14 protein-coding genes and 2 tRNA genes are annotated in these 15608 nt (G+C 71.7%); 4 read left to right on the plus strand and 12 right to left on the minus strand.

All coding sequences use genetic code 11. The features are described from left to right. Positions 1 to 55: 55 nt before the first annotated feature. Both DB32_RS22470 and DB32_RS22475 read left to right on the plus strand, forming a co-directional pair. The gene (locus DB32_RS22470) at positions 56 to 1426 is read left to right on the plus strand and encodes an ATP-binding protein (RefSeq protein WP_053234696.1); all 1371 of its coding nucleotides are present in this window, start codon (positions 56 to 58) and stop codon (positions 1424 to 1426) included. Between the two features lie 37 nt (positions 1427 to 1463). Further along, the gene (locus DB32_RS22475) at positions 1464 to 2147 is read left to right on the plus strand and encodes a hypothetical protein (RefSeq protein WP_053234697.1); all 684 of its coding nucleotides are present in this window, start codon (positions 1464 to 1466) and stop codon (positions 2145 to 2147) included. A 221-nt stretch (positions 2148 to 2368) separates the two neighbouring features. Here the strand turns inward: DB32_RS22475 and eno are convergent, their stop codons facing one another. Next, on the minus strand, positions 2369 to 3823 hold the full coding sequence (gene eno, locus DB32_RS22480) for a phosphopyruvate hydratase (protein ID WP_157069289.1): 1455 nt from the start codon (positions 3821 to 3823) through the stop codon (positions 2369 to 2371). Here eno and DB32_RS22485 point away from each other — a divergent pair. Then, positions 3796 to 3869 (plus strand) — tRNA-Arg (locus tag DB32_RS22485). The two genes, eno and DB32_RS22485, sit on opposite strands and share 28 nt — an antisense overlap. Positions 3870 to 3881: 12 nt before the next feature. Here the strand turns inward: DB32_RS22485 and DB32_RS22490 are convergent. The 4 genes from DB32_RS22490 to DB32_RS22505 all read right to left on the minus strand — a co-directional run bounded on the left by DB32_RS22490 (position 3882) and on the right by DB32_RS22505 (position 8285). Then, a complete protein-coding gene (locus DB32_RS22490; RefSeq protein ID WP_169791515.1) occupies positions 3882 to 4160 on the minus strand; it encodes a hypothetical protein in 279 nt (92 codons plus the stop codon). 447 nt (positions 4161 to 4607) lie between these two features. Continuing rightward, positions 4608 to 6281, minus strand: coding sequence for a PAS domain-containing protein (locus DB32_RS22495; RefSeq protein ID WP_053234700.1), 1674 nt, complete (start codon positions 6279 to 6281; stop codon positions 4608 to 4610). Between the two features lie 19 nt (positions 6282 to 6300). Beyond that, positions 6301 to 7803, minus strand: coding sequence for a sensor histidine kinase (locus DB32_RS22500; protein WP_053234701.1), 1503 nt, complete (start codon positions 7801 to 7803; stop codon positions 6301 to 6303). Between the two features lie 20 nt (positions 7804 to 7823). Continuing rightward, the gene (locus tag DB32_RS22505; protein ID WP_053234702.1) at positions 7824 to 8285 is read right to left on the minus strand and encodes a response regulator; all 462 of its coding nucleotides are present in this window, start codon (positions 8283 to 8285) and stop codon (positions 7824 to 7826) included. A 133-nt stretch (positions 8286 to 8418) separates the two neighbouring features. On the opposite strand from DB32_RS22505, the gene DB32_RS22510 reads away from it, so the two are divergent. After that, a complete protein-coding gene (locus tag DB32_RS22510) occupies positions 8419 to 9477 on the plus strand; it encodes an extensin family protein (RefSeq protein ID WP_053234703.1) in 1059 nt (352 codons plus the stop codon). Here the strand turns inward: DB32_RS22510 and DB32_RS22515 are convergent. The 7 genes from DB32_RS22515 to pheT form a co-directional block, all read right to left on the minus strand. Beyond that, positions 9474 to 10001, minus strand: a complete 528-nt coding sequence (locus DB32_RS22515; protein WP_053234704.1) for an adenine phosphoribosyltransferase — start codon at positions 9999 to 10001, stop codon at positions 9474 to 9476. The genes DB32_RS22510 and DB32_RS22515 overlap by 4 nt on opposite strands. Continuing rightward, positions 10001 to 10789, minus strand: coding sequence for a 5'/3'-nucleotidase SurE (gene surE / locus DB32_RS22520; RefSeq protein WP_075097596.1), 789 nt, complete (start codon positions 10787 to 10789; stop codon positions 10001 to 10003). Before surE ends, DB32_RS22515 begins: the two co-directional genes overlap by 1 nt. 88 nt (positions 10790 to 10877) lie before the next feature. Next, positions 10878 to 11690, minus strand: a complete 813-nt coding sequence (locus DB32_RS22525; RefSeq protein WP_157069290.1) for a RodZ family helix-turn-helix domain-containing protein — start codon at positions 11688 to 11690, stop codon at positions 10878 to 10880. A gap of 224 nt (positions 11691 to 11914) precedes the next feature. Then, a tRNA-Pro gene (locus DB32_RS22530) sits at positions 11915 to 11989 on the minus strand. A 53-nt stretch (positions 11990 to 12042) separates the two neighbouring features. Continuing rightward, positions 12043 to 12519, minus strand: a complete 477-nt coding sequence (locus tag DB32_RS22535; RefSeq protein ID WP_053234706.1) for a MerR family transcriptional regulator — start codon at positions 12517 to 12519, stop codon at positions 12043 to 12045. 67 nt (positions 12520 to 12586) lie between these two features. Next, positions 12587 to 12934 (minus strand): integration host factor subunit alpha, encoded by a 348-nt coding sequence (locus DB32_RS22540; RefSeq protein WP_053234707.1) that lies wholly within the window; start codon positions 12932 to 12934, stop codon positions 12587 to 12589. 150 nt (positions 12935 to 13084) lie between these two features. Further along, a complete protein-coding gene (pheT, locus tag DB32_RS22545) occupies positions 13085 to 15595 on the minus strand; it encodes a phenylalanine--tRNA ligase subunit beta (RefSeq protein ID WP_053234708.1) in 2511 nt (836 codons plus the stop codon). Between the last annotated feature and the right edge of the window lie 13 nt (positions 15596 to 15608).

The raw sequence follows: 15608 nt of genomic DNA on the forward strand, positions 1-15608 counted from the left end.
CCTACTCCTCTGCCGCGCTCGCGCACGCGACGACGCGCTCGTATGCTGCGCGCGCATGTTCGAGAAGATCCTCGTGGCCAACCGAGGCGAGGTCGCAGCGCGCGTCGCGCGCACCTGCCGCCGCATCGGCGCGGACACGGTCGCGGTGCACACGGACGGTGAAGAGGAAGACGTGCACGCGCAGGCGTGCGACGAAGCGGTGCGCGTCGGCCCGCCTCGCACGAACGGCGCGGTGCCGGTGCGCGACTCGTACGCGAGCGTCGCGGCGCTGATCACCGCGGCGCGCGCGACCGGGTGCACCGCGCTGCACCCCGGCTACGGCCTGCTCGACGACGATCCGACGCTCGCGCGCGCTTGCGAGGCGGCGGGCATCGCGTTCATCGGGCCCTCTCCCGAGGAGCTCGTGCTCTACCGCGATCGCTTCTCGATCCGTCACGCCGCGTTCGACGCAGGCCTGCGCATCCTGCCCGGCAGCGAGCGTCCGATCCGCGAGCCGAGCGAGCTGCGCGCCGACGTCGAGGCGATCGGCTATCCGCTCGTCATCAAGCCCGCGTTCGGCCTCGGCGAGCCGAACGTGCTGCCCACGCTCGACTCGGCCGACGATCTCGAGCGCGCGATCGCGGGCATCGAGTGGGAAGGCGCGGCCTGCTACGTCGAGCGCCACGTCGATCGCCCGCGCCACGTCGAGGTCCAGGTCGTCGGCGACGGCCGGGGCAACTGCGTGGTGATCGGCGATCGCGAGGTCAGCGTGCGCAAGGATCACCGGCGCGTGCTGGCCGAGTCCCCCGCGCCCGCGATCGACGCGCTGCGCTCGGGCGCGGCGGTGCGCAGCGCGATCGGCGCGGCCGCGATCGATCTCGCGCTCTATCTCCGGTTCCGCGGCGTCGGGAGCGCGCACTTCCTGATCGACGCGCGCGGCAGCTTCTATTTCCTCGGCTTCCATCCGCTGCTCCAGCCCGAGCACGCGGTCATCGAGGCGTGCGCGAACATCGATCTCGTCGAGGTGCAGGTGCGCCTCGCGAACGGCGAGCCGATGCCGCCCGAGGTGCCGCGCGTCGCGCCGACCGGGCACGCGGTGCAGGCGCGCATCGAGGCCGCCACCGATCCGCGCGACGGCCGGCCGTTCCCCGGTCGCGCCGACGACGTGCGATGGCCGCCCGCGCCGGCCGGCAAGGTGCGGATCGAGACGGGCATCCAGCCGCGCTCGCGCGTGCAGCACGATCACGATCCCGTCGTCGCCACCGTCACGACCTACGCGCCGACGCGCCACGAGGCGGTGCTGGTGCTCGATCGTGTGATCGCCGAGACGCGCATCGCGCCGCTGGTCACGAACCTCCGGCTGCTCCGTCGCGCGCTCAACCACGAGAGCTTCCGCGCGTGTCAGTACGACGAGGGATTCCTCGATCGCGTGTCGGCGAATCCTTGAGCGACTTGCGACGGGGCGTGATACCGTGAACGGACAGATGAAGCCCGAGCGTCCCGAGCTCCGGATCATCCGAGAGTCGCTCGAAGCCCTGGTCGCGCCGTCGATGGTCTCCAGCGCGATCTTCGAGGCGCTCGAGGCGATCGGCGGCGACCTCGCCCAAGGCGGGGCTGCGGCGAGCGAGTTCGTGCAGGGCCCGCTGCGCGACGCGCTCGCGCGTCGCATGGGCGCGGACGCGCATCCGGTGATCGACGACGTGCTCGCGATGATCGGCGCGGTGACGCCGAGCGGCCCGGGCGCGGTGCGTCGCGGCGGCGACGTGACGCGCGAGGTGTTCGTCGACTCGCGCCCGGTGATCGTGATCGTCGTCTCGGCGGGGCACGCGTTCGCGTCGAAGCTCCAGGCCGCGCTCGGCGCGACGCGCGTGATCCCGATCCCCGCGGCGAGCCTCGAGCGCATGGACGAGCAGCTGCGCGTCGCCGCGCCGCAGATGGTGCTCGTCGACAGCGCGGACTTCGCGCCGATCGAGCCGGAGCGCCTGGCGCTCTTCCTCGAGAAGCTCCCCGCGACGACGGTCCGCGCGATCTGGGGCGCGGACCTGCCGTACGGCGGCGCAGTGCTGCGCGCGATGATCACGCGCTCGATCCCGGCGACCCCGCTCGACCGGCGCGAGGGGATCGATCCGGTGCTCGATCTGATCCGATCGCGTCAGCTCGTGCGCTGAATGCCCAAGGGGGCTCCGCCCCCTTTCGAACCCCGGCCGCCCGCCTTCGGCGGCGCTGCGCGGGCGCCCGCCTTCGCCGGCGCTGCGCATGGGCGGTGATGCGCAGCGGAGCGCCCGTGATCTCGCGGCGCCGCGTCGTGACTCGTACACGTGCACGTGCCACGTGCTCGTGCACGGCCGTCGCGGCGCCGCCCGATCTCCGAGCGCTCAGCGACGACCGATCACTTCGCGCGCAGGGTGCTGCGGCCCGCGAAGCGCGCCCCATTGCCGAGCATCTCCTCGATGCGCAGCAGCTGGTTGTACTTCGCGATGCGATCCGAGCGCGACGCCGAGCCCGTCTTGATCTGTCCCGCGCCCGTCGCGACCGCGAGGTCGGCGATGAACGTGTCCTCGGTCTCGCCCGAGCGGTGCGACACGATCGACGAGTACCCGTTCAGCGCGCCGAGGCGCATCGCGTCGAGCGTCTCGGTCACCGTGCCGATCTGGTTGACCTTGATCAGGATCGCGTTCGCGATGCCCTGATCGATGCCGCGCTGCAGGCGCGCGACGTTGGTCACGAAGAGGTCGTCGCCGACCAGCTGCACGTTCTTGCCGAGCTTGTCGGTCAGCAGCTTCCAGGTGTCCCAGTCGTCCTCGGCGCAGCCGTCCTCGATCGACACGATCGGGTACTTGCTCGCGAGCTGCGCGTACGTCTCGACGAGCTGCTTGCCGTCGATCTCCTTCTTGTCGAAGGTGTACGTGCGCTTCTTGCCGTCGAAGAACTCGCTCGCCGCGCAGTCGAGCGCGAGCGAGATGTCCTTGCCCGCCGTGTAGCCCGCCTTGCCGATCGCCTCGAGGATCACGCTCAGCGCGCCCTCGTTGTTCGGCAGGCGCGGCGCGAAGCCACCCTCGTCGCCGACGCTCGTCGCGAGGCCCTGCTTCTTCAGCAGCGACTTGAGGTGGTGGAACACCTCGGCGCCCGAGCGCAGCGCGTCGCGGAACGTCCCCGCGCCGTGCGGGACGATCATGAACTCCTGGATCTCGAGCCCGTTGTCCGCGTGCGCGCCGCCGTTGATGATGTTCATCAGCGGCACCGGGAGCACGCACGCCTGCGCGCCGCCGAGGTAGCGGAACAGCGGCAGGCCCATCGCCTCGCTCGCCGCGCGCGCGACGGCCATCGACACGCCGAGGATCGCGTTCGCGCCGAGCTTGCCCTTGTTGGGCGTGCCGTCGAGATCGAGCATGCGCTGATCGATCCCGTGCTGATCGAGCGCGTCGCGTCCGAGCACCTCGGGCGCGATCCGCTCCATCACGTTCTCGACGGCCTTGCGCACGCCCTTGCCGAGGTAGCGCGACGCGTCTCCGTCGCGCAGCTCGATCGCCTCGTGCTCGCCGGTCGATGCGCCCGAGGGAACCGCGGCGCGGCCGACCACGCCCTCCTCGATCTCCACCTCGACCTCGAGCGTCGGGTTACCGCGCGAATCGAGGATCTCGCGAGCGACGATGCCGGTGATCTCGAGCATGATCCGGTTCTCCTCTTCAGCAGAAAGGCGCGCGTCCCCCGCGCCGCCCGCGACGTAGCCGCGCGCGAGAGCGCAGTCAATGACTGAGTCACGTGGACGACGTTCGGCAGGCGCGGCGGTTCGTGCTATCCCGGCGTCTCTCTCCTGCTCCCGTAGCTCAGCTGGATAGAGCAATCGCTTCCTAAGCGAGAGGTCATAGGTTCGAATCCTATCGGGAGCGTTCGCGCGCGCGTCAGAGAGGGTCGAGCGCCACGTCGACGGTCGTGTCTCCGTCCACGAAGAACGTGCTCGAGGCCTCGTAGACGACGACGCCGTCGTGATCGATCGCGCGCACCGTGAACGGGTACGTGCCCGGAACGAGGTCGCGCACGAGCGCGCCGCGCGTGCCCGCGTCGTTGCAGGGGAGCTCGTCCAGCGCGGGCTCGCCGACGATGTCGAGCCGCATGCCGCGGATGCGCTCGTCGGGGCTCTCGCAGACGTACCCGTCGGAGAACGTCCAGAGGAACGTCACGTCGCCGGGCGCCGGCGGGCTGCCCGCATCGTCACCGCCAGAATCGCCGTCGCCACACCCCGTGCAACACGCGACGAAACACAGAGCGGCGAAGAGGCCTCGAGCGCGCATGAGGGCGGCGACCCTATCACGCGTTCAGCACCGAGCTCGAACGTCGACGCGCGAAATCGATGTCGGCGTCGCGGTCTCGAAGCGATCGACTTCGAAATCGACCCGCGGGGTCGCTGACACCCAACGATCGATTCGAAAATCGACCTCCGGGGTCGCTGACACCCAACGATCGATTTCGAAATCGACCTCCGGGGTCGCTGACACCCAACGATCGATTTCGAAATCGATCTCGCGGGTCGGTGACGGTCGACGAGCGATTCGGAGAGCGACCTCCGGGGTCGCTGACACCCCACGATCGATTCCGGAATCGGTCTCGGCGTGCCCGAGACTCCGAGCTCACGCCGGCAGCGTGAAGTGGAACGTCGCGCCCTCGCCCGGACGGCCCTCGGCCCACACGCGGCCGCCGTGGCGCGTCACGATGCGGCGTACGTTCGCGAGGCCGATGCCCGTGCCCTCGAACTCCTCGGGCGCGTGCAGCCGCTGGAAGACGCCGAAGAGCTTGTCCACGTAGCGCATGTCGAACCCGACGCCGTCGTCCGCGACCCAGACGTGCACCACCCCGGTGCCGGCCTCGCCCTGCTCGCGCGCCGCGCCGATCTCGATGTGCGCGACCTCGCGCGTGCGCGTGTACTTCACCGCGTTCGAGAGGAGGTTCTTCACCACCGAGCGGAGCAGCGTCGGGTCCGCGGTCACCGCCGGCAGCGCGCCGATGCGCCACTCGATGTTCCGCTCGCCGATCTCGGGCGCGAGATCGCTCCGCACCGCCGCGACGAGCTCCGCGAGATCGAGCTCGCGCACGCTCAGCTGCGCGCGACCCATGCGGCTGAACGCGAGCAGCTCGTCGACGAGCCGGCCGCCCTGCTGCGCGGCGTCCGCGATCGTCTCGAGGTACTCGCGCGAGGTCGCGTCCAGCGCGCTGGCGCCGCGCCGCTTGAGCATGTCTGCGAAGCCGCTGATGTGGCGCAGCGGCGCGCGGAGATCGTGGCTGACCGAGTAGCTGAAGCTCTCGAGCTCGCGGTTCGCCTCGGCGAGCGCCTCGGTGCGCGCGGCGACGCGCTGCTCGAGGCGCTCGTTCATCTCGCGGATGATCGACTCCGCCTTCTTCTGCTCGGTGATGTCGTGGCCCTGCACGAAGATGCCCTCGACCTCGCCCGCGCGGTTTCGGATCGGCTGGTAGATGAAGTCGATGTAGCGATCCTCGCGCGCGCCGCCGAAGTCGAGCTCGACGCGAACGCTGCGACCGATCCACGGCCGACCATCGCGGTAGACGCCGTCGAGCAGCCCGATGAAGCCCTGCTCGACGACCTCGGGCAGCGCCTCCGCGACCGTGCGGCCGACGACGTCGCGACCGCCGACGAGCGAGCGGTACGCGTCGTTCGCCATGTCGAACACGTGCCGCTCTCCGCGGAGGAACGCCATGAAGCTCGGCGCCTGATCGAAGAGGTGGAGGAGTCGCCGGCGCTCGTCGTCGAGCAGCTGGTTCTCGTGCTCGACGCGGCGCGCGCGCGCGAGCACGCCCGCCTCGGCGACGCCCGAGTCGTCGCGGGCCGCGCTCGATCCCGCCGCGCCCTCGGCGCGCGCCGCGACCTCGCGCAGCCGGTGCAGCTCGGTGACGTCGACCGTGTGCTGCAGGACGTACGCGACCTGTCCGCGCGCGTCCTTCAGCGGCGTGTGGGTCGCGCTCCAGAAGCGCTGCTCGACGACGGGGCCGCTCGGCGTGAGCGTGGGCACGCGGTACGGCAGGAACGCGAGCACGTCGGTCTCACCGGTGCGCACGGCCTTCTCGAGCGAGCGACGCAGGCGCTGGCGGCTCGCGTCGTTCGGATCGTCGGGGACGTTCGGGAAGAGATCGAAGACGTACTTGCCGACGAGATCCTCGAGCCGGCTCGCGGTCTCGCGCAGGTACGCGTCGTTCGCGGCGACGTAACGGAGGTCGCGGTCGAGCACCATGTACGCGTTCGGCGAGAGACGGAACGCCTCCCCGTGGACGAAATCGAGCTCGGGCCTCATGGCGTGACGCTCCTCCAGCTCACGAGCGCGCGGTCGGATCCGCGGGACGTCGCGGCAGACGCACGCAGAAGGTCGTGCCCTCGTCGGCGTTCGAGCGCACCGCGACGGTGCCGCCGTGGGCGCGCACGATGTTGTCGACGATGAAGAGCCCGAGCCCGATGCTGCGGTCGCGCCGATCGATCGGCGCGCTGCCGCGGGTCAGCGGCTCGAAGATGTGATCGAGCATCGAGGGCGGGATCGGCTCGCCGAGGTTGTGCACCTCGAGGACCGCCTCCGTCGCGTCGCCGCCGATGCGCACCGAGATCGGCGTGCCCGCCGGGGAGTACGCGATCGCGTTGCTGACGAGGTTTCCGAGCAGCTGCGCGATGCGATCGGGATCCCACTCGCCGTCGATCGGCTCCGCCGAGAGCTCGAGGCGGCGATCGGGGCGAGCGTGCTCGAGCTCCTCGAGGACGCCCGACGCGATCGCGCGGAGCTCCGCGCGACGCGGCGAGACCGGGAGCGCGCCGCGGAGCCGCACCTGCGTGAAGTCGAGCAGGTCGTGGATCATGCGGCTCGCACGCTCCGCGCTCGCGAGGATGCGCCGCACGATGCGCGTCGCTCCCTCGGCGGCGTGATCGCCGCGCAGCAGCGCGTTCGCGCCGAGGAGGATCGCGTTCAGCGGGTTGCGCAGGTCGTGGCTCACGATGCCGACGAGCTGCTGCTGGAACTCGATGCGCTGCGCGAGCTCGGTCTCCGCGCGCTTCTGCATCGTGACGTCGGTGACGAAGCCTTCGACGTGCCCGGGCTCGCCCGGCGCCTCGCTCGGCACGAGCACCGCCCGGGCCCACAGCCATCGCTCCGCGCCGTCGCGCCGGGTGATGCGATACGTCGTGGTGAAGGGCTCGCCGTCGACGTAGGCGTTGCGCGACTCCTCGCGCACGCGGCGCGCGTCGTCGGGGTGGACGATGTCGTCCCAGAGCATCGTCCCGCCGATCGCGAACGTCTCGGGCGGATAGCCGCTCAGCGCGAGGCACCCTTCGCTCGCGAAGTCGAAGCGCCACGGCCCGCCGCGCACGGTGCGGAACACCATGCCCGGCAGGTTCTGCATCAGCGTCGAGAGCGTGCGCTCGCGGTCACGGAGCTTCGCCTCGGCGGAGCGTCGATCCCGGCGCTCGCGCGCCTCCGCGAGCGCGCGCTCGACGCTCGGCCCGAGCCGCTCGAGCTGGTCCTTGAGCACGTAGTCGGTCGCGCCGCGCTTCAGCAGATCGATCGCGGCGTGCTCGCCGAGCGCGCCGGACACGAACACGAACGGCACGTCGGGGCGCTCCGCCTGCGCGATGTGCAGCGCGTCCTCGCCGTCGAAGCCCGGCACGCGGTAGTCGCAGAGGATCGCGTCGTACGAGCTCGACCGGATCGCGCGGACGAACGCGTCGCGCGCGTCGACGCGGTCGCACTCGACGGCGAGGCCCGCCCGCGCGAGCGCCGCGATCACGAGCTCCGCGTCGAGGCGACTGTCTTCGAGGTGCAGCAGGCGGAGCATCTCGATCGTCCCGCGGTGCGTCAGCGACCGTCCGCGTCGGGCTCGCGCGGCTCGGGCGGAGGCTGGTTGATCACGGCCCAGAACAGGCCGAGCTCGCGGAGCGCCGCGACGAATTCGGAGAAGCCGACGGGCTTCACCACGTACGCGTTCACGCCGAGCCCGTACGAGCGCGCGAGGTCGCGCTCCTGGTTGCTGCTGGTGAGCATCACGATCGGGAGCGCCTTCATGGCGGGATCGCCCTTCACGCGCGCGAGCACCTCGAGACCGTCGATCTTCGGCAGCTTCAGGTCGAGGAGCACGACGACCGGCAGCTCGGACGCACGGCTCGCGTGCGCCCCCTCGCAGTACAGGTAGTCGAGCGCTTCCTGGCCGTCCTTGACCCAGACGACCTCGTTCGCGAGCCCGACCTCCTCGAACGCCGCGAGCGTGAGCCGCGCGTCGTTGGGACTGTCCTCGACGAGCAGGAGCGATTTCAGCTTCATGGTGCGTTCGGTCCCACCCCCGCACGAGGGCATGGCCGGCGGCAACTAGTCGCGCCGGCGCGAGCTCGCAATGCCCGATCGTCACGCGTGCTACGCTCGGCGCGGAATTCACGGGCGGGCGGGGGTCCGGGGCATGCGCGGCATGGTGGGGGTCGCGGCGCTCTGCGCGCTGCTCGGCGGGTGCGGCGGCGAGGTGTCCGGGGACGCGCCCGCGCGCGACGGCGGGGTCGCCGACGCGCCGATCACGGTCGATGCGAGCCCAGCGATCGACGCGGCGCCGGTCGCGCCAGTGGTCGCGTTCGAGTCACCCGCCGACGGCGCGCGCTTCGTGCGCGACACCATCGAGGACGAGTCGTGGCTCGCGCGCGTCGAGCTCGTGGTGCGCGCAGAAGGCGTGGACCACGTCGACGTGATCGCCGACGACACCATCGAGCTCGCGACGCTGCGGCCGCCGATGCTCAGCGCATTCGCGTCGTTCGCGGCCGACGGCGCGCGGGTGCTCACCGCGATCGGGCGCGACGCGGGCGGCGCGGAGCTGGTGCGCGACGAGATCACGATCGAGGTCGCCGCGCCCGCCGACGAGAGCTGCCACGCGATGCTCGACGCGCTCGGGCTCGAGTGGGAGCCGATCGCGTCGCTGCGCGGCGTCGCCGACCCGGTGCGCGTGCAGCCGACGATCGCCGGCGTGCGGTATCGATCGGCGTCGCAGTCGATGCCGACCGCGATGTCGATGGACTGCGAGCTCGCGCCGCGGCTCGTGCGCCTGTCGGAATTGATCTCGACGTACGGGATCGACGAGGTGATCCACCTCGGGATCTACAACTATCGCTGCATCGGCGGCGGCGATCCCGACAGCGGCACCTGCACGCCGAGCCAGCACGCGTACGCGCGTGCGATCGATCTTCACGCGTTCGGCCTCGAGGGGTCCGACGCGACCTACAGCACCGAGGACGACTTCGTGATCACGCGGCGCGCCGACACGTGCCCGATGATGTCGTCGTCCGAGCCCGACCGCGTGCTCAAGGAGATCGCGTGCGCGCTGTGGTCGGAGCGCGTCTTCCAGATCGTGCTGACGCCGAACTACAACGACGCGCACCGGAACCACTACCACGTCGATCTCACCGAGGGCTCGATGTACCTCGGCAGCGGCGTGGAGGGCGTGGACCCGATCGTCGGCGGGCTCGGCGACTAGTAGCGGACGAGCGCGATCGTCGGGATCGGCGCGAGCTTCGCGCCGCCGTCGAGGAACGTCAGCTCGATCAGGAACGCCGCGCCCACGATCTCGCCGCCGAGGCGCTTCACGAGCTTGCACGTCGCGCGCGCGGTGCCGCCGGTCGCGATCACGTCGTCGACCACGAGGACGCGCGTGCCGTGCGAGAGCGCGTCGGAGTGCATCTCGACCGCGTCGGTGCCGTACTCGAGGTCGTACTCCTCGCGCGTCGTCGCGTGCGGGAGCTTGCCCGGCTTGCGCACCGGGACGAACCCGATGCCGAGCGCGGTCGCGAGCGGCGCACCGAAGAGGAAGCCGCGCGACTCGATGCCGACGATCACCTCGGGCGCGAGTGGGCGTGCCTGCTCCGCGAGCAGATCGATCGCCGTGCGGAACGCGACGCCGTCGGAGAGCAGCGGCGTGATGTCGCGGAAGAGGATCCCGGGCTTCGGGAAGTCCGCGACGTCGCGGATGCGCGAGCGGATGAGATCGACGCGGGGATCCATCAGCGTTCCTCCGTGGGCGGGAGCTCGCCGTCGCCCGCGAGGAACGCGGCGAGGCCGAGGTGATCGGGGAGCGTCGCGTCGAGGCGCAGCGGCGTCACCGAGACGAACCCCGCGTCGACGGCCTCGGTGTCCGAGCCCGCGACCTCCTCGTGACGCGCGTTCGGCCCGCCGATCCAGAAGTACTCGTGGCCGCGCGGATCGTGGCGCATCACGACGACGTCGTCGTAGAGGCGACGGCCGAGGCACGTCGCGCGCACCCCCGCGTGCTCGTTGCGCCCGGCGGGGAAGTTCACGTTGAGCAGCGGCGTGGGCCCGTGGGGCTCGCGCGGCGCCGCGAGGAAGCGGCGCGCCAGCTCGGCCGCCACCTTCGCCGACGTCTCCATCGAGCCGCCCTGCCCTTGCGAGAACGCGATCGCCGGGACGCCGCGGAGCGCCCCCTCGCGCGCGGCGGCGACGGTGCCCGAGTAGAACGTGTCGGTGCCGAGGTTGTAGCCGTGGTTGATCCCGCTCACGACGAGGTCGGGCCAGCGCGGCAGGAAGCGTCGCTCGAAGAGCGCGACGTAGATGCAGTCCGCGGGCGTGCCGTCGATCGCGTGCAGGCCGTCGACCTCGCGATGGCGCAGCGGGCGCGCGAGCGTGAGCGAGTGGCTGTTGGCGCTCTGCTCGAAGAGCGGCGCGACGGTGATCACGTCGGCGATCTCGAGCAGCGCCTGGCGCAGGAGGCGCAAGCCCGGGGCGTACACGCCGTCGTCGTTGGACTGCAGGATCAGCGGGCGCACGGAGCTCATCTCGGGGGCGAGTCTGCGTCAGCCTGCGCCGCGATGCCTCCGAAAAAACGAGCGGCGCGCGGCGGGCCTTCGCCGCGCGCCGCGCTCCTCACCAGCCGCCGCTGTCGACGCGATCCGAGCCGAGCCAGCCGACGATCTCGAGCGGGTCGCCGTCGCCGCGCGGCGCGAGCTCGCCGTGGAAGTGACCGCGGATCGCGGTCGCGGTGACGTCGAGCTCGACGGTGAAGTCGTCGTCGTTCGTCGCCGCGCCGAGCATGCCGAGCCCGTCGAGCCCCATCACCTCGAGGCACACGAACGTGTCCTCGCCGTCCGCCGGACCATACGTGCCCGACGCGATGTCGCGCGGCATGCAGAAGTGCGTGTCCGAGTCGCGGTCGAGGATGATCCACTCGGCGCCGCCGTTGAGGAAGAAGCGCGTGTCGAGGCGGCGCGGCGAGGTCTCGCCGGGGACGACGAGCACGGTCGTGTTCACGAGCGTCTCCATCTCGAGCGCGTAGGCGCGCTCGTCGTCGCCCGCGGTGACGATCGCGCGCGCGCCGTCGTCGAGGAACGACGCGGGATCGAGCGCCGATCCGTCGTCGGCCTCGAGCGTGGCCGCGGCGCCGGACGAGAGCGTGAGCGCCGCGATCAGCGCGCTCCCGCGCGTGCCGTAGGGGAGCGCCGTGATCGCGTCGCGCGCGGTCTCGAGCGTGCCGACGCTGGTCGCGACGATCGCGGGCTGCGACGCGGGCGCGTCGGGCGCGGCGTCGCGAGGGGCGCTGGCGTCGGAGCCGGGCGTCGCGGCATCGGTGGAGGCGTCGGCACGAGGTGTCGAGGCGTCCTGGTCGGTCGTGGTCGCGGAGGATCCATCGCAGCCCGCGAGCGCGAGCAGCGAGACGAGCAACAAGTGAGTTCGCAGCAAGTCCAAGCTCCTTCGAGCCGCGACGAGCGCGGCCCTACCTCGGACTTGGACGTCCCCCTCGTCGATCCGTCACCACGCGCCCGAGCGCGACGACATCGCGCGCGCGCAACGACGAAGCGACAGCGACGAAGCGACAGCGACGAAGCGACAGCGACGAAGCGACAGCGACGGAAAGACGAAGGCCGCGAAGCATCTGCTCCGCGGCCTCTGTCTCCGACTTCGACTCGGGGCGGCGGGATTCGAACCCACGACCCCCAGACCCCCAGTCTGGTGCGCTAACCAGGCTGCGCCACGCCCCGCCGGTGAGTCGGAGGGCGGAGGTTAGCCGCAAACGGAAAACCCGCAAGCTCGATCAGCGCTCGCTGCGCGCGCTGGTCTCGATGCGCACCACGACCTCGCTCGGGTGCGCGTCGGTCGTGCTCGTCTTCGCGCGCTCTCGTTCGTCGCGCGAGGCCACGTCGATGCGCGCGAGCAGCGACGCGAGCTCCGCGCGGACCGCGAGGAGCTCGGCGCGCAGCTCGAGCGCGCGCGTGCTCGCCTCGGCCGCCTGCCGCCCGATCGCGACCGCCTCGAGGTGCCCGAGCTCGCGCAGCTTCTTGCGCGCGCCCGCGACCGTGAACCCGTCCTCGTGCAGCAGCTTCTTGATGACGAGCGCGAGCTCGACGTCGCGGCGCCGGTACTGCCGGTGCGCGCCGCGTGTCTTCATCGGCTTGAGGATGCCGAACTCCTCTTCCCAGTAGCGCAGCACGTGCGGCCGCACGCCGACGAGCTCCGAGACCTCGCCGATGCGGAAGAAGAGCTTGTCCGGCAGGAGTGTGGGTCGCGCCATCGCTCGCGGGGGACGGTCTGGTACCCGGCCGCGCCCACCCGGTCAACGGTGCTGGGCGCGTGCCGAGTCAGGTGCCCGACGAGCTCGCGCCGGTGTTCGCGGTCGGTGCGACGAAGGTTCCCGAGCCGCTCGACTTGTGCGGGTTCAGCGTCGCCTTGAGGACCTGGCTCGGCTTGAACGTCAGCACGCGGCGGGCGCTGATCGGGATCGGCTCGCCGGTCTGCGGGTTCCGACCTACGCGCTGCTTCTTCGCCCGGACGACGAAGTTGCCGAAGCCGGAGATCTTGATCTTCTCGCCCTGGGCGAGGACTTCCTTCATCTCCTCGAACACCGCTTCCACGACCTCGGCGGCTTCCTTCTTCGAGAAGCCTCCGACGCGCTCGTAGACGCTGTCGATGATCTCGGCCTTGGTCATCAGAGCCCCCTCGATGCCGGGTATGCGATGCAACCACGGCAGGGAGTCGAATTCAAGGGCTCTGGATTCACAGTCGAATTCAGGAATCGATGGCGCGCGCACACGCCTCGATCCCCGCACCGTTGGCTGACAGCGGGATCAGTGCGCTGCTCAGGCGCGCAGCGCGCCGCCGAAGCGATCGGCGATCGCCTGGACGACCGCGGCGTGCACCTGCTCGACGCGCGCATCGGTGAGCGTCGCGTCGGGGTCGCGATAGGCGATGCGGAACGCGAGGCTCTTGCGCCCTTCGGGCACGGGCTTGCCGCGGTACACGTCGAAGAGCTCGGCGCGCTCGGCGAGCGGCGCGGCCTGCGAGATCGCGGCTATCACGTCCGCCGAGGTCGTGTCCTCGGGCACGACGACCGCGAGATCGCGGACCACGGCCGGGAAGCGCGGCAGCGGGCGCGCACGGGGCAGCCCGGCCGCCTTCGTGAGCGCGACGACCGCCTCGATGTCGAGAAGGCCGAACACCGGACGCCCCGTCGCGCCGAACGCCTCCGCGACGTCGGGGTGCACCTCGCCGAGCACGCCGACCGAGCGGCCACCCACGACGACGCGCGCGCTGCGCCGCGGGTGCAGCCACGGCGCGGTCTCCGCCAGGGACTCGTCGCGCACGGTCTCGCCGCTCAGGCCCACCGAGCGCAGGATCGCGAGCACCGCGCCCTTGCCATCCCAGAAGTCGAACGCGGTCTCGTCGCCGACCCAGAGCTCGCGCGGGCCGCTCAGGATCACCGCGAGCAGCGGGCGCTCGACCACGCGACGCGGCGTCTCCGGCGCGGGGTGGTAGGTGCGGCCGACCTCGAAGAGCAGCGCGCGCGGCGCCTGGTGCCGCTGCGCTCGAACGACGTCGGAGAGCAGCCCGGGGAGCATGGAGGTGCGCATCACCGAGCGCTCCTCGGAGAGCGGGTTGCTCAGCGCGACCACGTCGAGCGGCGCCTTCGCGAGCTCGAGATCGCGGCGCGAGCAGAACGCGAAGTTCACCGCCTCGAAGAGCCCCGCGGCCGCGGCGCCTTCGCGCAGCGCACGGACGATCGCGTAGCGGCGATCCCCCGCGTCGGCGCTCGGCGCCATCGACGCGAGCGCGCTCGGGATGTGGTCGTAGCCGCGCACGCGCGCGACCTCTTCGATGAGGTCCTCGGGGCGGCCGAGATCGGGACGGTGCGTCGGCGCGGTGACGCGCCAGCCGCCCTCTTCCGCGGGCGCGATCTCGCAGCCCACGCCCTCGAGCACGCGACGCACCTCGCTCGCGGGCACCGGCCCGCCGAGGAGCGACTCGACGTGGCCGGGGCGCAGGGAGATCGCGACGGGCGCGATGCGGCGCGCGTGCGCATCGGTCGCGCTCGGCGCGCTCGCCGCTTCGGCGACGGTGCCGAGCAGCTGTGCCGCGCGCCGCATGACGTGCTCGAGGCCGTTCGGATCGACGCCGCGCTCGAAGCGATGGCTCGCCTCGGTGTGCAGCCCGTGACGGCGGCTGGTGCGGCGCACCGACCGCGGATCGAAGTGCGCGACCTCGAGCAGCACGTTGCGCGTCTTCGCGCGCACACCGCTCGCTGCGCCGCCCATCACGCCCGCGAGCGCGACCGGGACCTCGGCGTCCGCGATCACGAGATCGTCGGTCGAGAGCGCGCGCTCGATGCCGTCGAGCGTGGTGAAGCGCTCGCCGTCGCGCGCGGTGCGCACGACGATCGCGGGCCCGCGCAGCGTGTCGAGATCGAACGCGTGGATCGGATGTCCGGTCTCGAAGAGCACCCAGTTCGTCACGTCGACGACGGCGTCGATCGAGCGCTGACCGAGCACGTGCAGCCGGTAGCGCATCCAGAACGGCGCGGGACGGACGTTCACGTGCTGGAGCACGAGGCCGAGGTAGCGCGAGCAGCGATCCGCATCGCGGATCGCGATCGGCACGTTGATCGGCGCGCCCGGCGCGGGCTGCACGAGGCTGAGCGTCTCGCCGGGGTGCTGCCGCGACGGATCGAGCACCGTGACCACCGGGCTGACGCTCTCCGCGGAGTCCACCGAGAGCAGCCGCTGCGGCGCGGGGGGCGCGCGGAGCACGAAGGGCTGCTCGAAGAGCATCGCGATCTCGCGCGCGAGCCCGAGGTGCCCGAGGCAGTCCGGCCGGTTCGGCGTGAGCGAGATCCCGAGGACGTGATCGCGCAGGTTGAGCGCGTCCACGACGGGCGCGCCCACGCGGCCCGAGCTCGCGCGCTCGAGCACGACGATCCCGTCGGAGTCCGCGCCGATCCCGAGCTCGGTCTCGCTGCACAGCATGCCGGACGAGCTCACGCCCGCGACCTCGCGCGCCGCGATCTCCATCCCGTTCGGCAGCTTCGCGCCGACCTCGGCGAGCAGCACCTTCGCGCCGGGCTCCGGCACGTTGGGCGCGCCGCAGACGACCTCGCGCTCTTCCTTGCCGTTCCAGACGCGGACGAGCGTGAGCTTGTCGCGCGAGGGATGCGGGCGCTTGCCTCGCACCTCCGCGACCACCACGCGATCGAGCCCCTCGCCGAACGCGGTGAGCGTCTCGACCTCGACGCCCGCGCGCGTCAGCCGCTCGGCCATCTCGCTCGGGCTCGCGTCCACGCCCGAGAGCTCGCGCAGCCACTGGTACGAAGCCTTCATCGATCCCTCGCGC

Origin of the sequence: Sandaracinus amylolyticus (genome assembly GCF_000737325.1) — a bacterium.
GTDB classification, from domain to species: Bacteria; Myxococcota_A; Polyangia; order Polyangiales; family Sandaracinaceae; genus Sandaracinus; species Sandaracinus amylolyticus.

Coding starts and splice junctions, on each gene's coding strand:
- DB32_RS22470 (WP_053234696.1), top strand. CDS start 56: ATGTTCGAGAAGATCCTCGTGGCCAACCGAGGCGAGGTCGCAGCGCGC.
- DB32_RS22475 (WP_053234697.1), top strand. CDS start 1,464: ATGAAGCCCGAGCGTCCCGAGCTCCGGATCATCCGAGAGTCGCTCGAA.
- DB32_RS22495 (WP_053234700.1), bottom strand. CDS start 6,281: ATGAGGCCCGAGCTCGATTTCGTCCACGGGGAGGCGTTCCGTCTCTCG.
- DB32_RS22500 (WP_053234701.1), bottom strand. CDS start 7,803: ATGCTCCGCCTGCTGCACCTCGAAGACAGTCGCCTCGACGCGGAGCTC.
- DB32_RS22505 (WP_053234702.1), bottom strand. CDS start 8,285: ATGAAGCTGAAATCGCTCCTGCTCGTCGAGGACAGTCCCAACGACGCG.
- DB32_RS22510 (WP_053234703.1), top strand. CDS start 8,419: ATGCGCGGCATGGTGGGGGTCGCGGCGCTCTGCGCGCTGCTCGGCGGG.
- DB32_RS22515 (WP_053234704.1), bottom strand. CDS start 10,001: ATGGATCCCCGCGTCGATCTCATCCGCTCGCGCATCCGCGACGTCGCG.
- surE (WP_075097596.1), bottom strand. CDS start 10,789: ATGAGCTCCGTGCGCCCGCTGATCCTGCAGTCCAACGACGACGGCGTG.
- DB32_RS22535 (WP_053234706.1), bottom strand. CDS start 12,519: ATGGCGCGACCCACACTCCTGCCGGACAAGCTCTTCTTCCGCATCGGC.
- DB32_RS22540 (WP_053234707.1), bottom strand. CDS start 12,934: ATGACCAAGGCCGAGATCATCGACAGCGTCTACGAGCGCGTCGGAGGC.
- pheT (WP_053234708.1), bottom strand. CDS start 15,595: ATGAAGGCTTCGTACCAGTGGCTGCGCGAGCTCTCGGGCGTGGACGCG.